Here is a 24,405-nt window from a genome sequence, read left to right as displayed (position 1 = left end):
CGGAGGGTGCGCTCCTCACGCCGGTCATATGGGCGCGCGGCTACCCTCGGTCCCTGATCTGCGGGCCGAGAAGACGCCGCGACGAAGCCGAGAGGCTCCGCTGAGCGCCGAGGGGGAGTGCCGTGTTCGGTGGTGCCGTGTCCGGTGGCGTCCGGTCCGGCGACATCCGGTCCGGTGGTGCCACGTCCGGCGGTGCCTCGTCTCGCGGTGCGCTGTCCGGCCGGGTCGGGCCCGGTCCCGTCACCCCGCCCGGCATCACCCCCCGGCTCCGGCTCTCCCTTGACCATCTGTCGCATCTGCTGTTCTTCCTGGTGGTCGGCGCCGGTCTGGTGGGCGCGGCGCGGTTCGCCCTCCCGCTGTGCCTGCCGGTCGTCACGTTCAGCGCGCTGCTGGCCCTGGCGTACGCGGGCGGCCCGGCGCTGCTGGGCCGGTGGCTGGGTGCTGCGGGCCGGGCGGCGTGGGTGCCGCTGCTGGTGGTGCTGTGGGGCGGGCTGCTGTTCGTGGCGCCGCCGGTGCTGACCCCCGCGTATGTCTGGTGCGCGGTTCCGCTGGCCTGCGCGGCGCTGCGGGTGCTGGGCCCGCGCCGGGCGACGGCGGCGGTGGCCGGCGTCACGGCCGTGACGGTGGCGGCGCTGGTCCGCGCGGACCCTCCGGCCGTCCCGGAGCTGGTGATCCTCCCGGTGGCGGCGGTGTGGGGCACGGTCGCCCTGTACCGGGCGCAGCAGCGGGACGCGGCGGTGCGGCAGCGGCTGCTGGACGAGTTGCGGGCCACCCGGGACGTCCTGGCCCGGCAGCAGCGGCGGGCCGGGGTCGAGGCGGAACGCGCCCGGATCGCCCGCGATCTGCACGACACGCTGGCCCAGGATCTGTCGGGCGGGCTGATGCTGCTCCAGGCCGCCGAGCGCGACTGGGACGCCCGTCCGGACGTGGCACGCACCCGGGTCCGGGCGGTGGCCGACGGCCTCGACGCCAACCTCGCCGAGACCCGCCGCATCCTGCGCGACCTCACCGCCTCCGGGGTGGAAGCGAGGGGACTGGACGACGCCCTGCGCGCCCTGTGCGCTCGGTCGGCCGAGGACGGCACGGCGGCACGGGTGAGCTACCGATCGGCGACCGGGACGGCCCCGAGAGACATGGACCCGGCCCACGTAGCCCCGACCCACGTAGCCCCAACCCACATAGACCCGACCCACGTAGACCCGCCCCCCGCGAACCCACCCCCCACACACCCGCCCCACACCGACCCAACCCACACGGGCGCACCCCACATAGACCCACCCCACACAAACCCGCCCCGCCGGGCCACGGCACCCCCGCGCGAGCCCGAGCCCCCGCCCCTCGACCACCACGCCGCCACCGCCCTCCTCCGCGTGGCGCGCAGCACCCTGGCGAACATCCGCGAGCACGCCGCCGCCGTCGAGGTGACGGTGACCCTGCGCCACGGACCGGACCGGGTCGTCCTCGAAGTCCGGGACGACGGTGTCGGTTTCGACCCGGACCGGCCCGCCGCGCGTCCCGGACGCGGACTCGGGCTCCCGGCCGCCCGCGCCCGGCTGGGCGAACTCGGCGGCGGACTGCGCGTCACCAGCGCGCCGGGCCGGGGCACGACCGTCCGCGCCTGGCTCGCCGTACCCGGCCACGGCACCGGACCGCCGCCGCGCACCGCCCGGGGACCGGCCACCGGGGCGGGTGTCGGATGACGGCGGGGGCGACGACGGTACGGGTGCTGATCGCGGACGACCACGCCGTGGTCCGGGCCGGGTTGCGCGCGCTGCTGGAGGGCGAGGCGGATCTCGTCGTGACCGGGGAGGCGGGCAGTGGTGCGGAGGCGGTGGCGCTCGCGGCGCGGACCGGGCCGGATGTCGTCCTGATGGATCTGCGGTTCGGTGGGCCGGAGGCCGGGATGGACGGGACCGAGGCGGTGCGGCGGCTGGCCGCCGAGGCGCCGGGGGTGGCGGTCGTGATGCTGACCGGCTACACCGGGCGCGCCGATGTGGTGCGCGCGCTGGAGGCGGGGGCCCGGGGGTATGTGCCGAAGGCGGGGGCGCCGGAGGAGCTGTTCCGGGCGGTGCGCGCGGCGGCGGCCGGTTCGGTGGGGCTGGCGCCGGAGATCGTGGGCGAGCTGGTGGGTCATGTGGCCGATCCGGCACGGTCGTTGAGCGAGCGGGAGACGGAGGTCGTCCGGCTGGTGGCGGAGGGGCTCGGCAACCGGGCCATCGCCACGGCCCTGTTCCTCAGCGAGGCCACGGTCAAGACCCACCTCGTGCGCATCTACCGCAAGCTCGGGGTGGACAACCGTCCGGCGGCGGTGTCGGAGGCGGTACGGCGGGGGATCCTCGACCTGACCTGACCCCACCCGACCTGACCTGAGCGGGCCGGCGGTGGCGAGGCGCAGACCACATCTCCGGGGGCTGGCGCGCTCGTTACCCACCGGTTAATCTCAGACGAGCGGGTCACCACCCGCTGCTTCGCTCACGACGGCCTGGTGACGCAGTCGTCGTGGGGTTCGACGACCCGGCCACGGGACAGGGCCGGTCGGCCTCACCGCGCCCCGGACGCGTCGCCCGTGTCCGGCGGTGACGCACCCGGGCGTGTGCGCTCGCAGCCCGGCATCCCCACGTCACCCGCACTTCAGTGCATCCCCGTGCCGCATCTCTGTGCGGCACCACCGCGCCCCCTTGCGCCCCCGGCGCCCGGCGCGTGCCCAGTCGTCACCCCACCTTCACCTCTGGAGAGTCCTCGATGGCCACTCCCTTGTCCCCCTCCACCACACCCACAGCCGCCCCCGGGTCCCCCGGCACCCCCGCCACCACCCTCCGCACCGTCGCCGTCGTCGGTCTCGGCACCATGGGCACCGGTATCGCCGAGGTCCTCGTCCGTGCCGGGCGGACGGTGATCGGCATCGACATCAGCGAGGCCCAGGCCGCCCGCTGCGGCGCCGCGCTGGAGGCGTCCACCGCCCGTGCCGTGGCCCGTGGCCGGATCACCGAGGAGCAGCGCGCCGAGGCCCTCGCCGGGCTGCGCACCGGCACCGATCTGCGGGCGGCGGCCGACGCCGATCTGGTGATCGAGGTGGCACCGGAGTCGTACGAGACCAAGCGGCGGATCTTCGCCGAGCTGGACGGGATCGTGCGGCCCGACGCGATCCTGGCGACCGGGACCAACGCGCTGTCGGTGACCCGGCTGGCGGCCGGTTCCGCGCGGCCCGAGCGGGTGCTGGGCGTGCACTTCTTCAACCCGGCGCAGGCGATGAAGCTGGTCGAGGTGGTCTCCTCGGTGCTGACCGCGCCCGCCGCCGTGGACGCGGTGACCCGGCTCGCGGTCGAGCTGGGCAAGGAGCCGGTGGCGGTCGGGGACCGTCCCGGGTTCGTCGCGGACGGGCTGCTGTTCGGCTATCTCAACCAGGCCGCGGCGATGTACGAGGCCAAGTACGCCTCCCGCGAGGACATCGACGCGGCGATGAAGCTGGGCTGCGGGCTGCCGATGGGCCCGCTGGCGCTGCTGGACCTGATCGGCGTCGACACCGCCCGGACCGTTCTGGAGGCGATGTACGCCGAGTCCCGCGACCGGCTGCACGCGCCCGCGCCGATCCTGGGGCAGCTCGGCGCGGCGGGCCTGACCGGCCGCAAGGCGGGCCGCGGCTTCTACACCTACGAGGCGCCGGGCAGCGCCACCGTCGTCCCGGACGCGCAGTCCCCGGCCTCCGGCGGGCCCTGGACGGTCGGCCGGGAGGTCCGCTCGGTCGGCGTCGCCGGGTCGGGGACCATGGCGTCCGGGATCGCCGAGGTGTTCGCCAAGGCGGGCTACGACGTGGTGCTGGCCGCCCGCAGCGCCGGGAAGGCGGAGGCGGCGCGCGCCCGGATCGGGACGTCCCTGGCCCGGTCGGTCGACAAGGGCCGGATGACCGCGGAGGCCGCCGCGAAGACCCTGGACCGGATCACCCCGGCCGGATCCTGGGACGCCTTCGGGGACGTCGATCTCGCGGTGGAGGCGGTCGCCGAGGATCTGGACGTCAAGCGGCAGTTGTTCGGGACGCTGGACAAGGTGTGCAGGCCGGGCGCGGTGCTGGCCACCACCACCTCCTCGCTGCCGGTCGTCGCCCTCGCCCGCGCCACGTCCCGCCCCGAGGACGTGATCGGGATGCACTTCTTCAACCCGGCCCCGGCGATGAAACTGGTCGAGGTGGTCCGTACGGTGCTCACCGCCGACGAGGTCCACGCGACCGTCCGGGAGGTGTGCGGGACGCTGCGCAAGCATCCCGTCGACTGCGGCGACCGGGCCGGTTTCATTGTGAACGCGCTGCTGTTCCCGTATCTCAACAACGCGATCAAGATGGTCCAGGAGCACTACGCGACGCCGGACGACATCGACGCGGCGATGAAGCTGGGCGGCGGCTATCCGATGGGCCCGTTCGAGCTGCTGGACGTGGTGGGGCTGGATGTGTCGCTGGCGATCGAGAGGGTGCTGCACCGGGAGTTCCGGGAGCCGGGTCTGGCCCCGGCACCGCTGCTGGAGCACCTGGTGGCGGCGGGCTGCCTCGGCCGCAAGACAGGCCGCGGCTTCCGCGAGCACACCCACCACTGAGGACACCGGTACCCGCGCCGCTGAGCATGCCGGCCCCCGCCGCCCCGCATGAACCCAGTACCGGCCACCCCACACCCCCCCCAGGGGCGCGGGGAACCGCGCACCCAACCCCCATCGCCCCGCACGAACCCGGTACCGGCCACCCCCACCCCCCAGGGGCGCGGGGAACCGCGCACCCAACCCCCACCCACCCGCACCCACCCGGCACCGGCCACCCCACACCCACCCCTTCCCACCCCCCTCCCCCCGCAGGGGCACCCCGGCACGCGCATCGAGCTGCGCACATGCAGTACGTTCGGGTCATGCCCGAGCCCGCCAAGTCCTCACGTACACCCGCCACGTCCGACGCACCGGAGAGTGCCGCGGGCAGCCGTGCCGCGAGCCAGCGGCTGAAAATGCGCCGGGAACTGGCGGCGGCGGCCATGGAGCTGTTCGCCACCAAGGGGTACGAGGCCACCACCGTCGACGAGATCGCGGCCCAGGCCGGGGTCGCCCGCCGCACCTTCTTCCGCCACTTCCGCTCCAAGGAAGAGGCGATCTTCCCCGACCACGACGACACCCTGATCCGCGCCGAGGCCGTCCTCAACGCGGCCCCGGCGCACGAGCACCCGCTGGACACGGTGTGCCGCGGCATCAAGGAAGTCATGAAGATGTACGCGGCCCGCCCGGAGATCTCGGTCGCCCGCTACAAGCTGACCCGCGAGGTACCCACGCTGCGCGAGGCCGAGATCGCCTCGGTGGCCCGCTACGAGCGGCTGTTCACCCGCTATCTGCTCGGCCACTTCGACGAGCACGCCCACGACGACGACGCCAACGACGATCCGCTGCTCGCGGAGGTGGCCGCCTCCGCCGTGGTCACCGCGCACAACCATGTGCTGCGGCGCTGGCTGCGGGCCGGGGGCCAGGGCGATGTGGAGGCGCAGCTCGACCATGCCTTCGCGATCGTCCGCAAGACCGTCGGCTCCGGCATCATGGCGGGCCGCACCACCCCCGCCAAGCCGGCCGCCGCGACCGCCTCCACCCAGGGCGAGGTCCTGGTGACGGTGGCCCGCACGGACGCCCCGCTGGACGAGGTGATGCGGACCATCGAGGAGGCGCTGAAGGAGCGCACGTAGGTCTTCGTCACCCATCGGTCCACCTGGAGGGGGCCGCGGTCTTCGGACCGCGGCCCCCTCCGCCGTTTCCGCTTCCACTCCCCCGCACCCCCACCTGATCGATCATCGCTCATCTGTCAGGTAAAGATTTCACCTGAGCACACTTTCTGGCACTCAGTGCCTTGTCACCTGACACGCGGTGTCATACGTTGAGGGTGTCCGGCCCGTCCCGGCGAGCACACCCGGCTCGTCCCGCCGGACGCCTGCGTCACAGGCACCCTCCCGCGCCACAAAGCGCTTCCCACCAGCTCAGCAGCTTCCCCGCCGCACCCCTCAGCGCCCCTCCCTCAGGGCGCCATTCGCCGGAGGCAACACCGTGACCGTGAAGGACATCCTGGACGCGATCCAGTCGGCCGACGCCACCGCCGCCGACTTCGCCGCACTGCCGCTCCCCGAGTCGTACCGCGCGATCACCGTGCACAAGGACGAGACGGAGCTGTTCGCGGGGCTGGAGACCCGGGACAAGGACCCCCGCAAGTCGATCCACCTGGACGAGGTCCCGGTGCCCGAACTCGGGCCGGGCGAGGCCCTGGTGGCGGTCATGGCCAGCTCCGTCAACTACAACTCGGTGTGGACCTCGATCTTCGAACCGCTGTCCACCTTCGGCTTCCTGGAGCGCTACGGCCGGCTCAGCGAGCTGACCCGCCGCCACGACCTGCCGTACCACATCATCGGCTCCGACCTCGCGGGCGTCGTGCTGCGCACCGGCCCCGGGGTCAACTCCTGGCGGCCCGGCGACGAGGTGGTGGCCCACTGCCTCTCCGTGGAGCTGGAGTCGAGCGACGGGCACAACGACACCATGCTCGACCCCGAGCAGCGGATCTGGGGCTTCGAGACCAACTTCGGCGGCCTCGCCGAGATCGCCCTCGTCAAGTCCAACCAGCTCATGCCCAAGCCGGACCATCTGAGCTGGGAGGAGGCCGCCGCCCCCGGCCTGGTCAACTCCACCGCCTACCGGCAGCTCGTCTCCCGCAACGGGGCCGGGATGAAGCAGGGCGACAATGTGCTGATCTGGGGCGCCAGCGGCGGCCTCGGCTCGTACGCCACCCAGTTCGCGCTGGCCGGGGGCGCCCACCCGATCTGTGTCGTCTCCAGCGAGCGGAAGGCGGCGATCTGCCGGGCGATGGGCGCCGAGGCGATCATCGACCGCACCGCCGAGGGCTTCCGGTTCTGGAAGGACGAGCACGAGCAGGACCCGCGCGAGTGGAAGCGGTTCGGCAAGCGCATCCGCGAACTGACCGGCGGCGAGGATGTCGACATCGTCTTCGAGCACCCGGGCCGGGAGACCTTCGGCGCCTCGGTGTACGTGACCCGCAAGGGCGGCACCATCGTCACCTGCGCCTCCACCTCCGGCTACACCCACGAGTACGACAACCGCTACCTCTGGATGTCCCTGAAGCGGATCATCGGCTCGCACTTCGCCAACTACCGCGAGGCGTGGGAGGCCAACCGCCTGGTCGCCAAGGGCAAGATCCACCCCACCCTCTCCAAGGTGTACGCCCTGGAGGAGACCGGCCAGGCCGCCTACGACGTCCATCGCAATCTGCACCAGGGGAAGGTGGGCGTGCTGTGCCTGGCGCCGGAGGAGGGGCTCGGGGTGCGGGACGCGGAGAAGCGGGCGCGGCACCTCGACGCCATCAACCGCTTCCGGAACGTCTGAGGGCCGCCGGATGACGGACCGTCAGGAGCCCGCCGAGCGCGCGGGGAAGGACCGGCCGTGGCTCATGCGCACCTACGCCGGTCACTCCACCGCCGAGGCGTCCAACGAGCTGTACCGGCGCAATCTCGCCAAGGGGCAGACCGGGCTGTCGGTGGCGTTCGACCTGCCGACCCAGACCGGCTACGACTGCGACCACGTCCTGGCCCGGGGCGAGGTCGGCCGGGTCGGGGTGCCGGTCGCGCACCTCGGGGACATGCGGCGGCTGTTCCGGGACATCCCGCTGGAGCGGATGAACACCTCGATGACCATCAACGCCACCGCCATGTGGCTGCTGGCGCTCTACCAGGTGGTCGCCGAGGAGCAGGGCGCCGACCTCGCGAGCCTGACCGGCACCACCCAGAACGACATCGTCAAGGAGTACCTGTCCCGGGGCACCCATGTGTTCCCGCCCGGCCCCTCGCTGCGGCTGACCACGGACATGATCTGCTACACCGTCAACAACATCCCCAAGTGGAACCCCATCAACATCTGTAGCTACCACCTCCAGGAGGCGGGGGCCACCCCGGTCCAGGAGATCGCGTACGCGATGTCGACCGCGGTCGCCGTGCTGGACGCGGTGTTCGCGTCGGGGCAGATCGCCGAGGACCGCCGGGGCGAGGTGGTGGGCCGGATCTCGTTCTTCGTGAACGCGGGGGTCCGGTTCATCGAGGAGATGTGCAAGATGCGGGCCTTCTCCCGCATCTGGGACAAGATCACCGCCGAGCGGTACGGCATCGAGGACCCCCGGCAGCGCCGGTTCCGCTACGGCGTCCAGGTCAACTCGCTGGGGCTGACCGAGGCGCAGCCGGAGAACAACGTCCAGCGGATCGTGCTGGAGATGCTCGCCGTCACCCTGTCCAAGGACGCGCGGGCGCGAGCCGTGCAGTTGCCCGCCTGGAACGAGGCGCTGGGGCTGCCCCGCCCCTGGGACCAGCAGTGGAGCCTGCGCATCCAGCAGGTGCTGGCCCATGAGAGCGATCTGCTGGAGTACGAGGACCTCTTCGCCGGATCGTATGTCGTCGAGGAGAAGGTCACCTCGCTGGTGAAGGAGTCCCTGGCGGAGATCGACCGGATCGAGGAGATGGGCGGCGCGATGGCGGCCGTCGAGTCGGGGTATCTCAAGGCGCGGCTGGTCGCCTCGCACGCCGAGCGGCGGGGGCGGATCGAGTCCGGCGCGGAGAAGATCGTCGGGGTCAACATCTTCGAGACGACCGAGCCGAACCCGCTGACCGCCGATCTGGACACCGCGATCATGACCGTGGACCCGGAGGTGGAGGAGCGGGCGGTGCGGGCCATCGAGGAGTGGCGCACCACCCGGCAGGAGTCCTCGGACCGGCAGGGCCTGGGCGATCCGTTCCACTTCCCGACCGTCGGACAGGCCCTGGAGCGGCTCAAGGAGGCCGCGGCCGGCGAGGAGAACCTGATGGAGGCGACCCTGGAGTGCGTCCGGGCGGGGGTGACGACCGGCGAGTGGGCGGGCGCGCTGCGCGAGGTGTTCGGCGAGTTCCGCGCCCCGACCGGGGTGTCCTCGGCGCCGATCGCCGTGCCCGTCGAGCCGGGCGGCGCGCTGGCCGGGGTGCGCCGCGGGGCGGAGCTGACGGCCCGGGAGCTGGGGGTGGGCAAGCTGCGGTTCCTGGTCGGCAAGCCGGGCCTGGACGGGCACTCCAACGGCGCCGAGCAGATCGCGGTGCGCGCCCGGGACGCCGGTTTCGAGGTGGTGTACCAGGGCATCCGGCTCACCCCGGAGCAGATCGTGGACGCCGCGCTCGCCGAGGACGTCCACGCGGTCGGCCTGTCCATCCTGTCCGGCTCGCACGCCCGGCTCGTGCCGGATGTGCTGGAGCGGCTGCGGGCGGCGGGCGCCGCGGACATCCCGGTGATCGCCGGCGGGATCATCCCGAACGCCGACGCCGAGCAGCTCAGGGCCGCCGGAGTGGCCGCCGTCTTCACCCCGAAGGACTTCGACATCACCGCGATCATCGGCCGTATCGTCGACGAGATCCGCACCGCGAACCAGCTCGACCCCCTGGAGGTCCCCGCATGACACCGCCCGTGAACCGTCTGCGTCCGCGGCGCTCCTGCCTGGCCGTGCCGGGCAGCAACCCCCGCTTCCTGGAGAAGGCCCAGGGCCTGCCCGCGGACCAGGTGTTCCTGGACCTGGAGGACGCCTGCGCCCCGCTCGCCAAGCCGGAGGCGCGGCACACCATCGTCAAGTTCCTCAACGAGGGCGACTGGACCGGCAAGACGCGCGTGGTCCGGGTCAACGACTGGACGACGGAGTGGACGTACCGCGATGTCGTGACCGTGGTGGAGGGCGCCGGGCCGAACCTCGACTGCCTGATGCTGCCGAAGGTGCAGGACGCGCGGCAGGTCGTCGCCCTGGACCTCCTGCTGACCCAGATCGAGAAGACGATGGGCTTCGAGGTCGGGCGGATCGGCATCGAGGCGCAGATCGAGAACGCCCGGGGCCTCAACAACGTGAATGAGATCGCCGAGGCGAGCCCCCGCCTGGAGACCATCATCTTCGGCCCGGCCGACTTCATGGCGTCCATCAACATGAAGTCGCTGGTGGTCGGCGAGCAGCCGCCCGGCTACCCGGCGGACGCCTACCACTACATCCTCATGAAGATCTTGATGGCGGCCCGCGCCAACGACCTCCAGGCGATCGACGGCCCCTATCTCCAGATCCGCAATGTCGACGGCTACCGCGAGGTGGCCCGACGGGCGGCGGCGCTGGGCTTCGACGGCAAGTGGGTGCTGCACCCGGGCCAGGTCGAGGCGTCCAACGAGATCTTCTCCCCGTCCCAGGAGGACTACGACCACGCCGAGCTGATCCTCGACGCCTACGACTTCTGCACCTCCGAGGCGGGCGGGAAGAAGGGCTCGGCGATGCTGGGCGACGAGATGATCGACGAGGCCAGCCGCAAGATGGCCCTGGTCGTCGCGGGCAAGGGCCGGGCGGCCGGGATGGCCCGCACCTCCTCCTTCGAGATCCCGGAGGACTGAGCGCGATGCAGTTCGGACGCACCTACGAGGAGTTCGAGGTCGGCGCGGTCTACAAGCACTGGCCCGGCAAGACGGTCACCGAGTACGACGACCACCTCTTCTGTCTCCTCACCATGAACCACCACCCCCTCCACCTCGACGCCCACTACGCCGAGCGGACCACCGACTTCGGCCGGAACGTGGTGGTGGGCAACTACATCTACTCCCTGCTGCTGGGCATGAGCGTGCCCGATGTCTCCGGCAAGGCCATCGCCAATCTGGAGATCGAGTCACTGCGGCACGTGGCCCCGACCTTCCACGGCGACACCCTGTACGGCGAGACGACCGTCCTGGACAAGTGGCCGTCGAAGTCGAAGCACGACCGCGGGATCGTGCAGGTCGAGACCAGGGGCTACAAGCAGGACGGCACGGTCGTCTGTGTCTTCCGCCGCAAGGTGCTGGTCCCCACCGGGACGTACATCGAGGAGCGCGGCGGAGAGCAGCCCGGCCGCCCGGAGCCGCGGGAGCAGGAGAAATGAGCCGTCTCGCCCAGACCGCCGGACTGACCGAGGTCCAGCGCGAGATCCTCGCCACCGTCCGTGACTTCGTCGACAAGGAGATCCTCCCGGTCGCCACCGAACTGGAGCACCGGGACGAGTACCCGCAGGCCATCGTGGACGGCCTCAGGGAACTGGGCCTGTTCGGGCTGATGATCCCGGAGGAGTACGGCGGTCTGGGCGAGTCCCTGCTGACGTACGCGCTGTGCGTGGAGGAGATCGCCCGGGGGTGGATGTCGGTGTCCGGCATCATCAACACCCACTTCATCGTGGCGTACATGCTCAAGCAGCACGGCACCGAGGAGCAGAAGGCGTACTTCCTGCCCCGGATGGCGGCCGGTGACATCCGGGGCGCGTTCTCGATGTCGGAGCCGGGGCTCGGCTCGGATGTCTCCGCGATCACCTCGAAGGCGGTCCGCGACGGGGACGGGTACGTCCTGACCGGCCAGAAGATGTGGCTCACCAACGGCGGGACGTCGTCGCTGGTGGCGGTGCTGGTGCGGACCGACGAGGGGCATCCGGAGGGCACCGCCGCGCACCGGTCCATGACGACGTTCCTGGTGGAGAAGGAGCCCGGCTTCGGCGAGGTCAGGCCGGGGCTGACCGTCCCCGGCAAGATCGAGAAGATGGGCTACAAGGGCGTCGACACCACCGAGCTGATCATGGACGGGCTGCGGGTTCCGGCCGATCGGGTGCTGGGCGGCACCACCGGCCGGGGTTTTTACCAAATGATGGACGGGGTGGAGGTGGGCCGGGTCAATGTCGCGGCCCGTGGCTGCGGGGTGGCGCAGCGTGCCTTCGAGCTGGGCGTGGGGTACGCCCAGCAGCGCCACACCTTCGGCCGGCCGATCGCCCAGCACCAGGCCATCCAGTTCAAGCTGGCCGAGATGGCCACCAAGGTGGAGGCGGCCCATGCGATGATGGTGAATGCGGCACGCAAAAAGGATTCCGGCGAACGAAACGACCTTGAAGCGGGGATGGCGAAGTACCTCGCCTCCGAGTACTGCAAAGAGGTCGTGGAGGACGCCTTCCGGATCCACGGCGGGTACGGCTTCTCCAAGGAGTACGAGATCGAGCGCCTCTACCGGGAGGCACCGATGCTGCTCATCGGGGAGGGCACCGCCGAGATCCAGAAAATGATCATCGGGCGCAGGCTGCTCGAAGAGTATCGGTTCCAGGGCTGAATGCCGGAGACGGGGTGTTTTGTTCGAGAAGAAGATCACACCCCGTAGGCGGTGTCCGGCCGTCGACTCGGCTTCCTGGCTTACCCAGTTGTGGCCATGAACCGCTACGATCGCCGGAAAGCCGCCGTCCCCTGTCCAGCGCGGCATCATCCGCTACGAAGGTCATCCATGCCCCACAGCCAAACCTCTGCACACCGAGACAGCCTGGCCGGCGTACGCCTCGCACGCGGAGCCTCGCCGTGGCTTCTCCCGACCGTCGCCACCGCAGCCGTCAGCCTGCTGCGCGCCCGCCGCTCGGGTGCCGCCAGGGCCGTCGCCGTCCCCGCCACCGCCCTCGCGGCGGGCATGCTGTGGTTCTTCCGCGACCCCGAGCGTGAGATCGCCACCGGCACGGTCATCTCCCCCGCCGACGGAGTGGTGCAGAGCATCATGCCGTGGAAGGACGGCCGGACCCGGGTCGCGATCTTCATGAGCCCGCTCAATGTCCATGTCAACCGCGCCCCGCTGTCCGGCACGGTGACCTCGGTCGAGCACGTCCCCGGTGGTTTCGTTCCCGCCTTCAACAAGGAGAGCGAGAACAACGAGCGGGTGGTGTGGCACTTCGACACCGAGCTGGGCGACATCGAGATGATCCAGATCGCCGGTGCCGTCGCCCGCCGGATCGTGCCGTACGTGCCCGAGGGCACCAAGGTCGAGCAGGGTGAGCGCATCGGCCTGATCCGCTTCGGCTCACGCGTCGACCTCTATCTGCCGGAGGGCGTGGAGGTCGCGGTCGAGGTCGGTCAGAAGACCGTGGCTGGGGTGACTCGCATTGACCGTGATTGACCCGGAGACCCAGGCCGGCTGGGTGCCCGAGGCCGAGGAGCCGGACGACGAGGAGGAGATGCCCCTCTCCCTCCGGTTGTCGATAGCGGACACCCTCACCCTCGGCAACGCCACCTGTGGCTTCATGGCGGTGTACTTCACCACCACGGGCATCCTGATCCCGCACCTCACCGGGAGCCAGGAGACCGGCATGGCCCGCCACAGCGCGGCCACGGCGGTCATCCTGATGCTCTGCGCGGCGGTCTTCGACCTGTTCGACGGGCTGGTCGCGCGCAAGCTGCGCTCCTCCCCCATGGGCGCCGAGCTGGACAACCTCTCCGACCTGATCAGCTTCGGACTGGCTCCGGCGTACTTCGTCCTGGTCTACGGCATGGTCGCGGACGACGCGCACCAGAGAGTGGCCGCGGTCGGTGCGATCGTGGTGCTGCTGGCCGTGGTGCTCAGACTCGCCCGGTTCTCGTGTGTGACACCGCCCAATGGGATGTTCCAGGGCATGCCGAGCCCCTTCGGGGCGCTCACGGTCGTCTCCATCGTGCTGCTGGAGCTGCCCTTCGTGGCGACGCTGCTGGCGATCATCGGCACGGCGTGGCTGATGGTGAGCCGGGTCGAGTACCCCAAGCCCCGGGGGCGGCTCGCCGTCGCGATGCTCTCCTGGATCGTGGTCAGCATGGGGCTGCTCGCGGCGTGGGCGTTCGACGCGCCGAGCGGGCAGCTTCTGCTCCAGACCGGGTGTGCGCTTCAGCTCGTGATGGGTGCGGTGATCCCGCTGTTCGCCACGGCTCGCCGGGTGAACAATTTCCGGGACAACCGGCGGGAGTCGCGCGCCGCGCATTTGCCGTAGTGAGAGTGCGTGCTGCTCCGCTGGGCTGGGTTGGTTTGGGTTGGTGTGAGGAAGGGCTCTGGGCCGGATGTCGGTCCGGGGCCCTTCTTGTGTGTGGGTGCGGGTGCGGGTGCGGGTTGGTGGGGGGTGAGTGCGCAGTTCCCCGCGCCCCTGGGGGGTGGGGGCTGGGCGGGGTGGGAGAGTGCGGGTGAGTGGGGGTTGAGCGCGCAGTTCCCCGCGCCCCTGGGGAGGTAGGGGGCTGGGTGGGGTGGGAGAGTGCGGGGCGGTGGGGGTTGAGCGCGCAGTTCCCCGCGCCCCTGGGGAGGTGGTGGGCTGGGTGGGGTGGGAGAGTGCGGGGCGGTGGGGGGAATGCGCAGTTCCCCGCGCCCCTGAAAGGGGTGGGGGAAGGTGCGGGGGTGAGGTGGAGGGTGCAGGGTGGAGGGGTGGGGGTTTGAGAGGGGTTTTATGGGTGTCGTTGCTCTGGGCGGGACTGTGGCGGTTGTCGGGGGGCCGGTGCTTTCGCGGGTGGGGTATGGGGCCATGCAGCTTGCGGGGCCGAATGTGTTCGGGCCGCCCGCGGACCGGGCGGAGGCCCTCGCCGTGCTGCGGGCGGCGGTCGAGGCGGGAGTCACCCATGTGGACACCGCCGACTTCTACGGGCCGGTCGTGGTCAACGAACTCATCCGGGAGGCCCTGCACCCCTACCCCGCCGAGCTGACCGTCGTCACCAAGGTCGGCGCCCGGCGCGGGGCCGACGGCCGCTGGGACATGTCCCACGAACCCGCCGACCTGGTCGGCCAGGTCCACGACAATCTCACCCACCTGGGCGTGGACACCCTGGACGTGGTGAATCTGCGGCTCGGCGGCGTGGACGACCCCGACGACACCTCCCTCGCCGAGCCCTTCGCCGCCCTCGCCGAGCTGCGCGCCCAGGGCCTCGTCCGGCACCTGGGCCTGAGCAACGTCACGGACGCGCAGCTCAGCGAGGCGCAGGGCATCGCACCGGTCGTCACCGTCCAGAACCGCTACAACCTGGCCCAGCGCCGGGACGACGCCCTGGTCGACCGCTGCGCGGCGGAGGGCATCGTCTTCGTGCCGTACTTCCCGCTGGGCGGCTTCAACCCGATCCAGTCGGACCGTCTGACCAGGGTCTCCGCCGAGCTGGGGGCCTCGCCGCAGCAGGTCGCCCTGGCCTGGCTGCTGCACCGCTCCCCCACGATCTCCGTGATCCCCGGGACGTCGTCCCTGGCCCATCTGCGGGAGAACCTCGCGGCGGCGGACCTTGTGCTGCCGGAGGGGGTGGTGGCGGAGCTGGACGGGGTGGGGGGCTGAGGGTGGGGCGCCGGTGCCGTCAGGTCAGGTCAGGTCAGGTCAGGTGGTTGTGGGCGATGTGCTGGGCGACCTGTTCCAGGAGGGGGCCCGCGTGGGTGATGCACCTCGTGATGTCGGGTTCCTCGTCCGTGAGGGGGTAGGCGCGGAGGATGCCCGCGCGGGTCAGGGACTCGGGCGGGAGGGCCAGACGGCCGCAGACCGCGATGACGTCCTTGCCCGCCGCGCGGGCCGCCGCGGCGACGCCCGCCGGGGCCTTGCCGTGCAGGGTCTGTGCGTCGAGGGAGCCCTCGCCGGTGATGACCAGATCGGCGCGGGCCAGGGCCGGGGCGAAGCCGAGGACGTCGAGCATCACCTCGATGCCGGGGCGGAACCGGGCGCCGACGATCAGGGCGCCGTAGCCGATGCCGCCCGCCGCGCCCGCGCCGGGTGCCGCCGCGCACTGGGCCGCCCTCGGGCCCGCCGTCCCCTCCAGGACCTTGGCGTAGTGAGCGAGGGCCGCGTCCAGGGCGGCCACGTCGTCCGGTGTGGCGCCCTTCTGCGGGCCGTACACCGCCGGGGCGCCCGTGGGGCCGGTCAGGGGGTTGTCCACATCGCTGGCGAGGACGAGGTCGGTGGTGGCGAGGCGGGGGTCCAGGGTGGTCAGGTCGGCCGTGGCGAGGGCGGTGAGGCCGCCGCCGCCCGGGGGCACCGGGGTGCCGTCGGCGTCCAGGAAGCGGGCGCCGAGGGCCGTCAGCATGCCCGCGCCGCCGTCCGTGGTGGCGCTGCCGCCGACGCCGAAGACGATGGTCCGGGCGCCCGCGTCCAGGGCGGCCAGCAGCAGCTCGCCGGAGCCGTGGGTGGTGGCGCTCAGGGGGGCGAAGACGCCCTCGGGGAGTCGCTGGAGGCCGCTGGCCTCGGCCATCTCGACCACGGCGGTGCCGTCGCGGAGGGCGAACGCCGCCGTCACCGGGTCGCCGAGCGGTCCGGTGACCCGTACCTCGTGGCGGGTGAATCCGGCCGCGACGGCCGCGGCCACCGTGCCGTCACCGCCGTCGGCGACCGGGAGGCACTCCACGGTGAGGTCCGGCACGGTCCGGCGCAGTCCGGCCGCCACCCGTTCGGCGACCTCGACCGCCGTCAGTGAGCCCTTGAACTTGTCGGCGGCCACCAGTACCCGCCGGGTACCGCGCACGTCAGCAGCGTCTGCCACTTGCCATCCCCTCGCTCCTCGGGCCTTGAGCGCATCGAGTTCCAGGATCGAGCTCCAAGGCAGTCGCGCCGATGCGACCTTAACCGGAGGGCGCCCCCGCCGTCATGCCCCGGGAGGTGCCCGCGGGGCTGGCTACCCTTGCCAGGGTGACCACTTCTGACAGTTCTGATTTCGCCACGTACATCGCCGGACTGCCCCGTGTCCTCGCCGGTGCCGCCGCGCTCTTCCGGGACGCGGAGGGCCGGGTGCTGCTGGTCGAGCCGAACTACCGGGACGGCTGGACCCTGCCCGGCGGCACCATCGAGTCGGACGGCGGGGAGACCCCGCGCCAGGGCGCCCGGCGGGAGACCGCGGAGGAGATCGGCCTGGACCGCACGCTGGGGCGGCTGCTCGCCGTCGACTGGGTGTACCGGGCGGGCTGGCCGCCCCTGGTGGCATACCTCTACGACGGTGGGGTGCTCGGCGACGCGGATCTCAAGGCGATCCGGCTCCAGGAGGAGGAGCTGCTGTCCTGGCGGCTGGTGCCCCGCGAGGAGCTGGACCCCTATCTGCCGGGCGCCCTCGGTCCCCGGGTGCGGGCCGCGCTGGATGTCCTCGCGGACGGCTCGGGCACGGCGGAGCTGGAGAACGGCGAGCGGGTGGCCTGAGGGGACGGACGGGGGGCTCAGCCTTCCGCCGGCGGCCCGGTCGGCGCGGCGCCCCGGCGGTGCGGATATCCGTTCGCCCCGCTCCGGCCTCCCGCCCTACCCTCGGCGGCATGGCCAAGCCTCTTGTCGCCCTGCTCAGCGGCGCCGGTATCAGCACCGACTCCGGTATCCCCGACTACCGCGGCCCGGCCGGGCTGTGGCGGCGGGATCCCGAGGCCGAGAAGCTCGTGACGTACGCGTACTACATGGGGGATCCGGAGATCCGGCGGCGGTCCTGGCGGATGCGGCGCGAGAACCGCACCCTCCGGGCCGAGCCGAACGCCGCCCACCGGGCGGTGGCGGAGCTGGAGCGGTCCGGGGTGCCGGTCCGGGTGATCACGCAGAACGTCGACGGGCTGCACCAGTTGGCCGGGATGCCCGCCCGCAAGGTGCTGGAACTGCACGGCAGCGCGCGGAGCGTGGTGTGCACCGGGTGCGGGGCGCGCGGGCCGATGGAGGACGCCCTCGCCCGGGTGGCGGCCGGGGAGGAGGACCCGCCCTGTCTGGAGTGCGGGTCCGTCCTGAAGTCGGCGACGGTGATGTTCGGGGAGAAGCTCGATCCGGGCGTGCTGGGTCAGGCGGTCGCCATCGCCAAGGCGTGCCAGGTGTTCTTCGCCGTCGGCAGCACCCTCCAGGTCCAGCCGGCCGCCGGGCTCGCGGGGGTCGCCGCCGACCACGGGGCCCGTCTCGTCATCGTCAACGCCGAGCCGACCCCGTACGACGAACTGGCCGACGAGGTCGTACGGGACCCGATCGGGACGGCGTTGCCGCGGCTGCTGAAGGAGATCGGGGGCGGGGTCCAAGGGGTCTCGCCCTAGAAGAGGGCCGTGCCGCGTTCGAAGTCCAGGAGGCGGCGCTTGCGGTCGAGGCCGCCGCCGTAGCCGGTGAGGCTGCCCGCGGCGCCGATCACTCGGTGGCAGGGGACGATGATGCTGATGGGGTTCTTGCCATTGGCGAGGCCCACCGCGCGGGACGCCTTCGGGTTGCCGAGGGCGTCGGCGAGATCGCCGTAGGAGCGGGTCTCGCCGAACGGGATGCGGCAGAGCTGGTCCCAGACGGTGCGCTGGAAGTCGGTCCCGATGAGGTGCATTTCGAGGTCGAAGTCCTTGAGGTCGCCGGAGAAGTACGCCTCCAGTTGTTCCTCGGCCGCCGCGAACGCGGGGGCGGCGTCGGCGCGGTCGCCGAAGCTCTCCTCCGGGGGGCGGTGGCGCTGCTCGGTCATGTAGACACCGCACAGGACGCCGTCCTCGGCGACCAGGGTGAGGGGGTCGTAGGGGCTGTCGATGACGGTGTGGGTGCGGGTGTGCATGGGGGTCTTCGTCCTTGGGTGTGGGTCGCTGGGGGGATCGTAGGGGGTGGGGGGTGAGGGCCGGGGTACGGGCTTATGTCGGCAGAACGTTGATGGGGTGGTCGTCGGTCGCCCACAGGTACTGGACCGCGTAGGCCCGCCAGGGGCGCCAGGCGGCGGCGCGGGCCGTGAGGGCGGCCGGGGTGGAGGGCAGGCCGAGGCCCTGCGCGGCGCGGCGGATGCCGAGGTCGGTGGGGAGGAAGGCGTCGGGGTCGCCGAGGGCGCGCAGGGCGATGACATCGGCGGTCCAGGGGCCGAAGCCGGGCAGGGCGAGGAGTTGTGCGCGGGTTTCGGGCCAGTCGCTCTCCACCCCGAGATGGAGGGTGCCGTCGGCGAGGTGGGAGACCAGGGTGGTGAAGGTCGCCCGGCGGGTGCGGGGCATGGCGAGGGTGGCGGGGTCGACGGACGCGAGCCGCTCGGTCGTGGGGAAGAGGTGGGTGAGGCCGCCCTCGGGGTCGGTCACCGGGTCGCCGTGGGCGGTGACCAGGCGGGCCGCGTGGGTGCGGGCGGCGGCCGTGGAGACCTGCTGTCCCAGCACCGCCCGGACCGCGAACTCGGCCTCGTCGACCGTGCGCGGCACCCGGCGCCCCGGCGCCTTGTCGACCAGGGGCGCCAGCAGCGGATCGGCGCGCAGTGCGTCGTCGACGGCGACCGGGTCGGCGTCCAGGTCCAGGAGGCGGCGGCAGCGGGCGATGGCGACCGGCAGATCCCGCAGGTCGGAGAGGGTGAGCCGGCAGATGATGTGGTCGGGGGTGGGGGTCAGGGCGACGATTCCGTGGCCGAGGGGCAGGCGCAGCGTGCGGCGGTAGGCGCCGTCCCGCCACTCCTCGACCCCGGGGACGGCGGTGGCGGCGAGGTGGCCGAAGAGGTTGTCGGGGTTGAGGGGGGTGCGGAACGGCAGCCGCAGGGTCAGGGCACCGGTGGCGGCCTGGGGGCGCTGCCCCCGGGGGCGGCGGGCGCGCAGCTCGCCGGGGGCCAGGGCGAAGACCTCGCGGACGGTGTCGTTGAAGGTGCGGATCGAGGCGAAACCGGCGGCGAAGGCCAGCTCGGCCATCGGCAGGTCCGTGGTCTCGATGAGGAGCCGGGCGGTCTCGGCGCGCTGGGCGCGGGCGAGGGCGAGGGGTCCGGCGCCGAGTTCGGCACGGAGCTGGCGCTCGATCTGGCGGGTGCTGTAGCCGAGGCGGGCGGCGAGACCGGGGACGCCCTCGCGGTCCACCACTCCGTCGGCGATCAGCCGCATGGCGCGGGCGGTGAGGTCGGCGCGCTGGTTCCACTGGGGGGAGCCGGGGCTGGTGTCGGGGCGGCAGCGCTTGCAGGCCCGGTAGCCGGCCTGCTGGCACGCGGCGGCACTCGGCAGGAAGACCATGTTCTCGGGCTTCGGCGGCACCACCGGGCAGCTCGGCCGGCAGTAGATACCGGTGGTCAGGACCGCCGTGTAGAACCAGCCGTCGAAACGGGCGTCATTGGACCGGACGGCGCGGACACAGCGTTCGGTGTCGGTGTGCATCCCCTTGTGCATACGTCCAGCATCGGGCACCGCGACGGTGCCCGGCTGGCGAGAATCCGACATCTACCTCGGCTGTGCTGTGCCCGTCCGGGTGCACCGGCCGGTGGGGCGGCGGATGGTGGGGCGGCGGATGGTGGGGCGGTGGGTGGTGGGGCGGTGGGTGGTGGGGCCAGGTCAGCGGGGCGCGGTGCGGGAGTGGGCTCCGCGGTGGGCCGTCTCCTGGCGGCTGGCCAGTGCCCAGATCACGAACACGTCGATGGCCATCACGACGACGGACCAGACGGGCGCGTACGGCAGGAACAGGAACTGGAAGATCAGGCTGAGCGAGGCCAGCACGATACCGGCGATCCGGCCCCAGGCGGCGCCCGAGAGGACACCCCAGCCGGTGAGCGCGACCAGGACGCCGAGGACCAGGTGGATCCAGCCCCAGCCGGTCAGATTGATCTCGTAGACATAGGTGCCGACGCGGGTGTAGACGTCGTCCTTGGCGATCGCCGAGATGCCCTGGAGGATCGCGAGCACACCACTGACCAGCAGCAGGACACCGGCGAAGGTGACTCCGCCGGTGACCCAGGCGTCGTTGCCGGTGTGCGGGGGGCGGGGCGGACGGGCGCTCCAGGCGTCGCCGACCTCGCTGTCCTGGGGGCCGGGCGATCCCGCTGTTCCCCGCGACCCCGGGGTGCCCGGGGTCGTGTATCCGCCGCTGCCCTGTGGGTCCGAGGGTCCCGGTGTGCCGTGGCCGCCCTGCGGCTGCTCTCCATCCGGTTGCGCTGCGTTCTGGCTCATGGGGCCAGGAGACCCCGGAGCTGCGGGGGTGGCGAGCGGTGTGGGCCGAATGGGTGAATGGGGGTGGGTGGACGGGGCCGGGGCGGGCGCGGGGCCGGGGAGGCGGGGGCGCCGGGAGCCGGGGCACCCGGGGGCCGGGGGCTGGGGGTTCACATGTTGATCATGTGGCCCGCCAGTCCGTGCAGTGCCTCCTTGACCGCCTCGCTCAGGGTCGGGTGGGCGTGGACATTGCGGGCGGCCTCGTGGACGGTGAGGTCCCACTGCTGGGCGAGGGTGAGTTCGGGCAGCAGCTCGGTGACATCGGGGCCGATGAGGTGGCCGCCGATCAGCTCGCCGTACCTGGCGTCGCTGATCAGCTTGACGAAGCCGGTGGTGTCGCCGAGGCCGTGCGCCTTGCCGTTGGCGGTGAAGGGGAACTTGGCCACCTTGACGTCGTGGCCCAGGTCGCGGGCCTGGGCCTCGGTGTAGCCGAAGCTGGCGATCTGGGGCTGGCAGAACGTGGCGCGCGGGATCATCGCGTAGTCCAGCTCCATGGTCTCCGCGTCCGCGAGGGTCTCGGCGGCGATGACGCCCATCGACTCGGCGGCGTGGGCGAGCATCAGTTTCGCGGTGACATCGCCGATGGCGTACAGATGCGGGACGGAGGTGCGGCAGCGGCCGTCGACGTCGATCGCGCCGCGCTCGGTGAGCCGGACGCCGGTGTTCTCCAGGCCGTAGCCCTCCACATTGGGCTGGAAGCCGATCGCCTGGAGCACCTTGTCGGCCTCCAGGATCTGCTGGGAGCCGTCCTTGGCGGTGACGGTGACCCGGACCTGGGGGCCGGACTCGTCGATCGCGTCGACCCGGGTGGAGGTGAGGACGTCGATGCCGAGCCTGCGGTACTGGCGGGCCAGCTCGGTGGAGACCTCGGCGTCCTCCAGGGGGGCCATCCGGTCCAGGAACTCGACGATGGTCACCTGCACGCCGTAGTTGTGCAGGACGTAGGCGAACTCGACGCCGATCGCCCCGGCGCCCGCGATGATCACCGATCCGGGCAGTTCCTCGGCGAGGATCTGCTCCTCGAAGGTGACCACGCGGGCGGTGCGGCGGGTGCCGGGGAGGAGGCGGGGGCTGGCGCCGGTGGCGATGACACAGTGCTCGAAGGTGAGGGTGCGGGTGGTGCCCTCGTAGTCGGTGACCTGGAGGGTGTGCGGGTCGAGGAAGGTGCCTCGGCCGTCGAACTCGGTGATCCTGTTCTTCTTCATCAGGTAATGGACGCCCTTGACGCGGCCGTCGGCGACCTTGCGGCTGCGGCGGAACGCCTCGCCGTAGTCGAAGGTGACCGTGCCGTCGACCTTGATGCCGAAGGTCTTGCGCTCATGGGTGAAGACATGGGCCAGCTCGGCGTTGCGCAGCAGGGCCTTGGTGGGGATGCAGCCGACGTTCAGACAGACGCCGCCCCAGTACTTCTCCTCGATCACGGCGACGCGCTTGCCGAGCTGGGCGGCGCGGACGGCGGCGACATAGCCGCCGGGGCCGGCCCCGAGTACCACGACGTCGAAGCGGTCGGTGTCCTGCTCGTCCATGGGGGTGCCTTTCCGGGTGGGGCCTGGTTCAGCCGAGGTGGGCCGCGAACGCCTCGTGGGCGCGGTCGTCGAAGACCACGAATCTGACCTCGGTCGCGGCGGTGGCGGTCGCGCGGACCGTCTCCACCGCGATCCGGGCGCCGTCGTCCAGCGGCCAGCCGTAGATGCCGGTGGAGATCGCGGGGAAGGCGATCGTCCGGGCGCCCAGCTCGTCGGCGACCAGCAGGGAGGTGCGGTAGCAGGAGGCGAGCAGCGCGGAGCGGTCCTCGGTGGTGCTGTGGACGGGGCCGACGGTGTGGATCACCCAGTGGGCGTCCAGCAGTCCGGCGGTGGTGGCGACGGCCCGGCCGGTGGGCAGGCCCTTGCCGTACCGGGAGGCGCGCAGGGCGCGGCATGCGGCGAGGATCTCCGGTCCGCCCCGGCGGTGGATGGCGCCGTCCACGCCTCCGCCGCCGAGGAGGGAGGAGTTGGCGGCGTTCACGAGGGCGTCGACGGACTGGTCGGTGATGTCGCCCTCGACGAGGGTCAGCGTGGTCATGCCCGCAGTCTCCTCCATACGGCCTTCGCCGCGTTGTGTCCGGACATGCCGTGGACGCCGGGGCCGGGCGGGGTGGCCGACGAGCAGATGAAGACGGCGGGGTGGGGGGTCCGGTAGGGGGCGAGGGTGAGTCTCGGGCGGAGCATGAGCTGAAGGCCCGAGGTGGCGCCGGAGGCGATGTCACCGCCGACGTAGTTGGCGTTGGCGGCGGCCAGTTCGGGCGGTCCGGCCGTGGCTCGGGCGAGGATCCGGTCGCGGAAGCCGGGGGCGAACCGCTCCAACTGGCGCTCGATGGCGTCGGTGAGGTCACCGGTGTAGCCGTTCGGCACATGGCCGTACGCCCAGAAGACCTGCTTGCCCTCGGGGGCGCGGGTGGGGTCGACCACGCCGGGCTGGACGGTGATCAGGAAGGGGCGCTCGGGTGCGCGGCCCTCGCGGGACACGGCCCGCAGCGCGGTGCCGATCTCGGCGGGGTCCGCGCCGATCTGCACGGTGCCGGCGATCCTGGCCTCGGGGGCGGTCCAGGGCACCGGGCCGTCCAGCGCGTAGTCGACCTTGAAGACTCCCGGGCCGTAGCGGTAGCCGTCGTAGAAGGAGCCGAAGCCGGCGATCCGGGCCAGCGCGGTGGGTGAGGTGTCGAAGACATAGGCGCGGGCGGGCGGCAGATCGTCGAGCCGCTTCACCTCGAAACCGGTGTGCACGGTGCCGCCGCACTCGGTGAGGTACGAGGTGAGGGCGTCGGAGATGGCCTGCGAGCCGCCCCGGGCCACCGGCCAGCCCCGGGCGTGCGCGGCGAGGGCGAAGACCAGGCCGACGGCTCCGGTGGCGAAGCCGCTCAGCGGGGCCATGACGTGGGCGACGAGTCCGGCGAAGAGGGTCTTGGCCCGCTCGTCGTGGAAGCGGCGGGTCAGCCAGGTGGACGGGGGGAGTCCGGCGAGGCCGAAGCGGGCGAGGGTGAGGGGGTCGCGGGGCAGCGCGGTGGACGGCAGGGACATGAAGTCCTGGGCGAGGGTGTCCCACTTGGTGAGGAACGGGGCGATCAGTCTGCGGTACGCCCCCGCGTCGCGCGGGCCGAAGGAGGCGGCGGTCTCGGCGACCGAGCGGGCCAGCACGGCGGCGCTGCCGTCGGTGAAGGGGTGGGCCATCGGCAGCTCGGGGTGCAGCCAGGTCAGTCCGTGCCGCTCCAGGGGGAGGGCGCGGAACGCCGGGGAGTTGACCCCGAGCGGGTGGGCGGCGGAGCAGGGGTCGTGGCGGAATCCGGGGAGGGTCAGCTCCTCGGTGCGGGCGCCGCCGCCCACGGTGTCCCGGGCCTCGAAGACGGCCACGGAGAAACCGCGCCGGGCCAGCTCCACGGCAGCGGTCAGCCCGTTCGGCCCCGCTCCCACCACGACCGCGTCGAGCATTGACGGCACCTTCGGACTCCTTCACCGGCCGATGGTTACTCGGGATCAGGATATGTCGGGGGGCGTGGGGGGTGCTTCGCTGGGGTGACGGGGCGGGGGCGCTCCGCTGGGGTGACGGGTGGGGGGAGGGGTGCCCAGGCGGGGGAGGGCGGGGTGCGGGGTGCCGGGCGGGGGGGGCGTGGGGGGGCCGGGGGCGGTGACGCGCGGGGGCGGTGACGCGCGGGGGCGGTGACGCGCGGGGGC

At 72.4% G+C, this 24,405-nt stretch carries 21 protein-coding genes; 14 read left to right on the top strand and 7 right to left on the bottom strand.

What is annotated here, in order from left to right; translation table 11 throughout:
* The first annotated feature begins 137 nt into the window (after positions 1–137).
* From AB0O01_RS30625 to AB0O01_RS30570, 12 genes are all read left to right on the top strand, one after another.
* Positions 138–1,700 (top strand): histidine kinase, encoded by a 1,563-nt coding sequence (locus tag AB0O01_RS30625; protein WP_365318434.1) that lies wholly within the window; start codon positions 138–140, stop codon positions 1,698–1,700.
* Entirely contained in the window at positions 1,697–2,350 is a 654-nt protein-coding gene (locus AB0O01_RS30620) for a response regulator transcription factor (protein ID WP_365318433.1), read from the top strand. The genes AB0O01_RS30625 and AB0O01_RS30620 overlap by 4 nt, the downstream gene beginning before the upstream one ends.
* A 392-nt stretch (positions 2,351–2,742) precedes the next feature.
* Entirely contained in the window at positions 2,743–4,584 is a 1,842-nt protein-coding gene (locus tag AB0O01_RS30615) for a 3-hydroxybutyryl-CoA dehydrogenase (protein WP_365318431.1), read from the top strand.
* 302 nt (positions 4,585–4,886) lie between these two features.
* Entirely contained in the window at positions 4,887–5,699 is an 813-nt protein-coding gene (locus AB0O01_RS30610) for a TetR family transcriptional regulator (RefSeq protein WP_365318429.1), read from the top strand.
* 361 nt (positions 5,700–6,060) lie between these two features.
* Complete coding sequence (gene ccrA, locus AB0O01_RS30605) at positions 6,061–7,398, top strand: crotonyl-CoA carboxylase/reductase (RefSeq protein ID WP_365318674.1); 1,338 nt, start codon at positions 6,061–6,063, stop codon at positions 7,396–7,398.
* 10 nt (positions 7,399–7,408) lie between these two features.
* Positions 7,409–9,481, top strand: a complete 2,073-nt coding sequence (locus AB0O01_RS30600) for a protein meaA (RefSeq protein ID WP_365318427.1) — start codon at positions 7,409–7,411, stop codon at positions 9,479–9,481.
* Complete coding sequence (locus AB0O01_RS30595; RefSeq protein WP_365318425.1) at positions 9,478–10,443, top strand: CoA ester lyase; 966 nt, start codon at positions 9,478–9,480, stop codon at positions 10,441–10,443. The genes AB0O01_RS30600 and AB0O01_RS30595 overlap by 4 nt, the downstream gene beginning before the upstream one ends.
* 5 nt (positions 10,444–10,448) lie before the next feature.
* On the top strand, positions 10,449–10,961 hold the full coding sequence (locus tag AB0O01_RS30590; RefSeq protein WP_365318423.1) for a MaoC family dehydratase: 513 nt from the start codon (positions 10,449–10,451) through the stop codon (positions 10,959–10,961).
* Positions 10,958–12,163, top strand: a complete 1,206-nt coding sequence (locus AB0O01_RS30585; protein ID WP_365318422.1) for an acyl-CoA dehydrogenase family protein — start codon at positions 10,958–10,960, stop codon at positions 12,161–12,163. Before AB0O01_RS30590 ends, AB0O01_RS30585 begins: the two co-directional genes overlap by 4 nt.
* 168 nt (positions 12,164–12,331) lie before the next feature.
* Positions 12,332–12,988, top strand: a complete 657-nt coding sequence (locus AB0O01_RS30580) for a phosphatidylserine decarboxylase (RefSeq protein ID WP_365318420.1) — start codon at positions 12,332–12,334, stop codon at positions 12,986–12,988.
* Complete coding sequence (pssA, locus tag AB0O01_RS30575) at positions 12,975–13,829, top strand: CDP-diacylglycerol--serine O-phosphatidyltransferase (protein WP_365318418.1); 855 nt, start codon at positions 12,975–12,977, stop codon at positions 13,827–13,829. The genes AB0O01_RS30580 and pssA overlap by 14 nt, the downstream gene beginning before the upstream one ends.
* Before the next feature lie 444 nt (positions 13,830–14,273).
* Positions 14,274–15,140, top strand: a complete 867-nt coding sequence (locus AB0O01_RS30570) for an oxidoreductase (RefSeq protein ID WP_365318416.1) — start codon at positions 14,274–14,276, stop codon at positions 15,138–15,140.
* Positions 15,141–15,174: 34 nt separating this feature from the next.
* Here the strand turns inward: AB0O01_RS30570 and AB0O01_RS30565 are convergent, their stop codons facing one another.
* The gene (locus AB0O01_RS30565; protein ID WP_365318414.1) at positions 15,175–16,329 is read right to left on the bottom strand and encodes a glycerate kinase; all 1,155 of its coding nucleotides are present in this window, start codon (positions 16,327–16,329) and stop codon (positions 15,175–15,177) included.
* Between the two features lie 104 nt (positions 16,330–16,433).
* Between AB0O01_RS30565 and AB0O01_RS30560 the strand changes: the two genes are divergently transcribed.
* Positions 16,434–16,976, top strand: a complete 543-nt coding sequence (locus tag AB0O01_RS30560) for an NUDIX hydrolase (RefSeq protein ID WP_365318412.1) — start codon at positions 16,434–16,436, stop codon at positions 16,974–16,976.
* Positions 16,977–17,086: 110 nt separating this feature from the next.
* A complete protein-coding gene (locus AB0O01_RS30555) occupies positions 17,087–17,833 on the top strand; it encodes a Sir2 family NAD-dependent protein deacetylase (protein ID WP_365318411.1) in 747 nt (248 codons plus the stop codon).
* Here AB0O01_RS30555 and AB0O01_RS30550 read toward each other — a convergent pair.
* From AB0O01_RS30550 to AB0O01_RS30525, 6 genes are all read right to left on the bottom strand, one after another.
* On the bottom strand, positions 17,830–18,324 hold the full coding sequence (locus AB0O01_RS30550) for a methylated-DNA--[protein]-cysteine S-methyltransferase (protein ID WP_365318409.1): 495 nt from the start codon (positions 18,322–18,324) through the stop codon (positions 17,830–17,832). The two genes, AB0O01_RS30555 and AB0O01_RS30550, sit on opposite strands and share 4 nt — an antisense overlap.
* 73 nt (positions 18,325–18,397) lie before the next feature.
* The gene (locus AB0O01_RS30545; protein ID WP_365318408.1) at positions 18,398–19,870 is read right to left on the bottom strand and encodes an AlkA N-terminal domain-containing protein; all 1,473 of its coding nucleotides are present in this window, start codon (positions 19,868–19,870) and stop codon (positions 18,398–18,400) included.
* A 174-nt stretch (positions 19,871–20,044) separates the two neighbouring features.
* Complete coding sequence (locus AB0O01_RS30540; protein WP_365318406.1) at positions 20,045–20,656, bottom strand: hypothetical protein; 612 nt, start codon at positions 20,654–20,656, stop codon at positions 20,045–20,047.
* A 149-nt stretch (positions 20,657–20,805) separates the two neighbouring features.
* Positions 20,806–22,221, bottom strand: coding sequence for a dihydrolipoyl dehydrogenase (gene lpdA, locus AB0O01_RS30535; protein WP_365318404.1), 1,416 nt, complete (start codon positions 22,219–22,221; stop codon positions 20,806–20,808).
* Positions 22,222–22,249: 28 nt separating this feature from the next.
* Positions 22,250–22,759 (bottom strand): O-acetyl-ADP-ribose deacetylase, encoded by a 510-nt coding sequence (locus AB0O01_RS30530; protein ID WP_365318402.1) that lies wholly within the window; start codon positions 22,757–22,759, stop codon positions 22,250–22,252.
* Entirely contained in the window at positions 22,756–24,162 is a 1,407-nt protein-coding gene (locus tag AB0O01_RS30525) for an NAD(P)/FAD-dependent oxidoreductase (protein ID WP_365318672.1), read from the bottom strand. Before AB0O01_RS30525 ends, AB0O01_RS30530 begins: the two co-directional genes overlap by 4 nt.
* Between the last annotated feature and the right edge of the window lie 243 nt (positions 24,163–24,405).

This window comes from Streptomyces sp. NPDC093252 (genome assembly GCF_040683675.1).
Taxonomy (GTDB): Bacteria; Actinomycetota; Actinomycetes; order Streptomycetales; family Streptomycetaceae; genus Streptomyces.
This window is presented reverse-complemented; position numbering and strand designations above follow the sequence as displayed.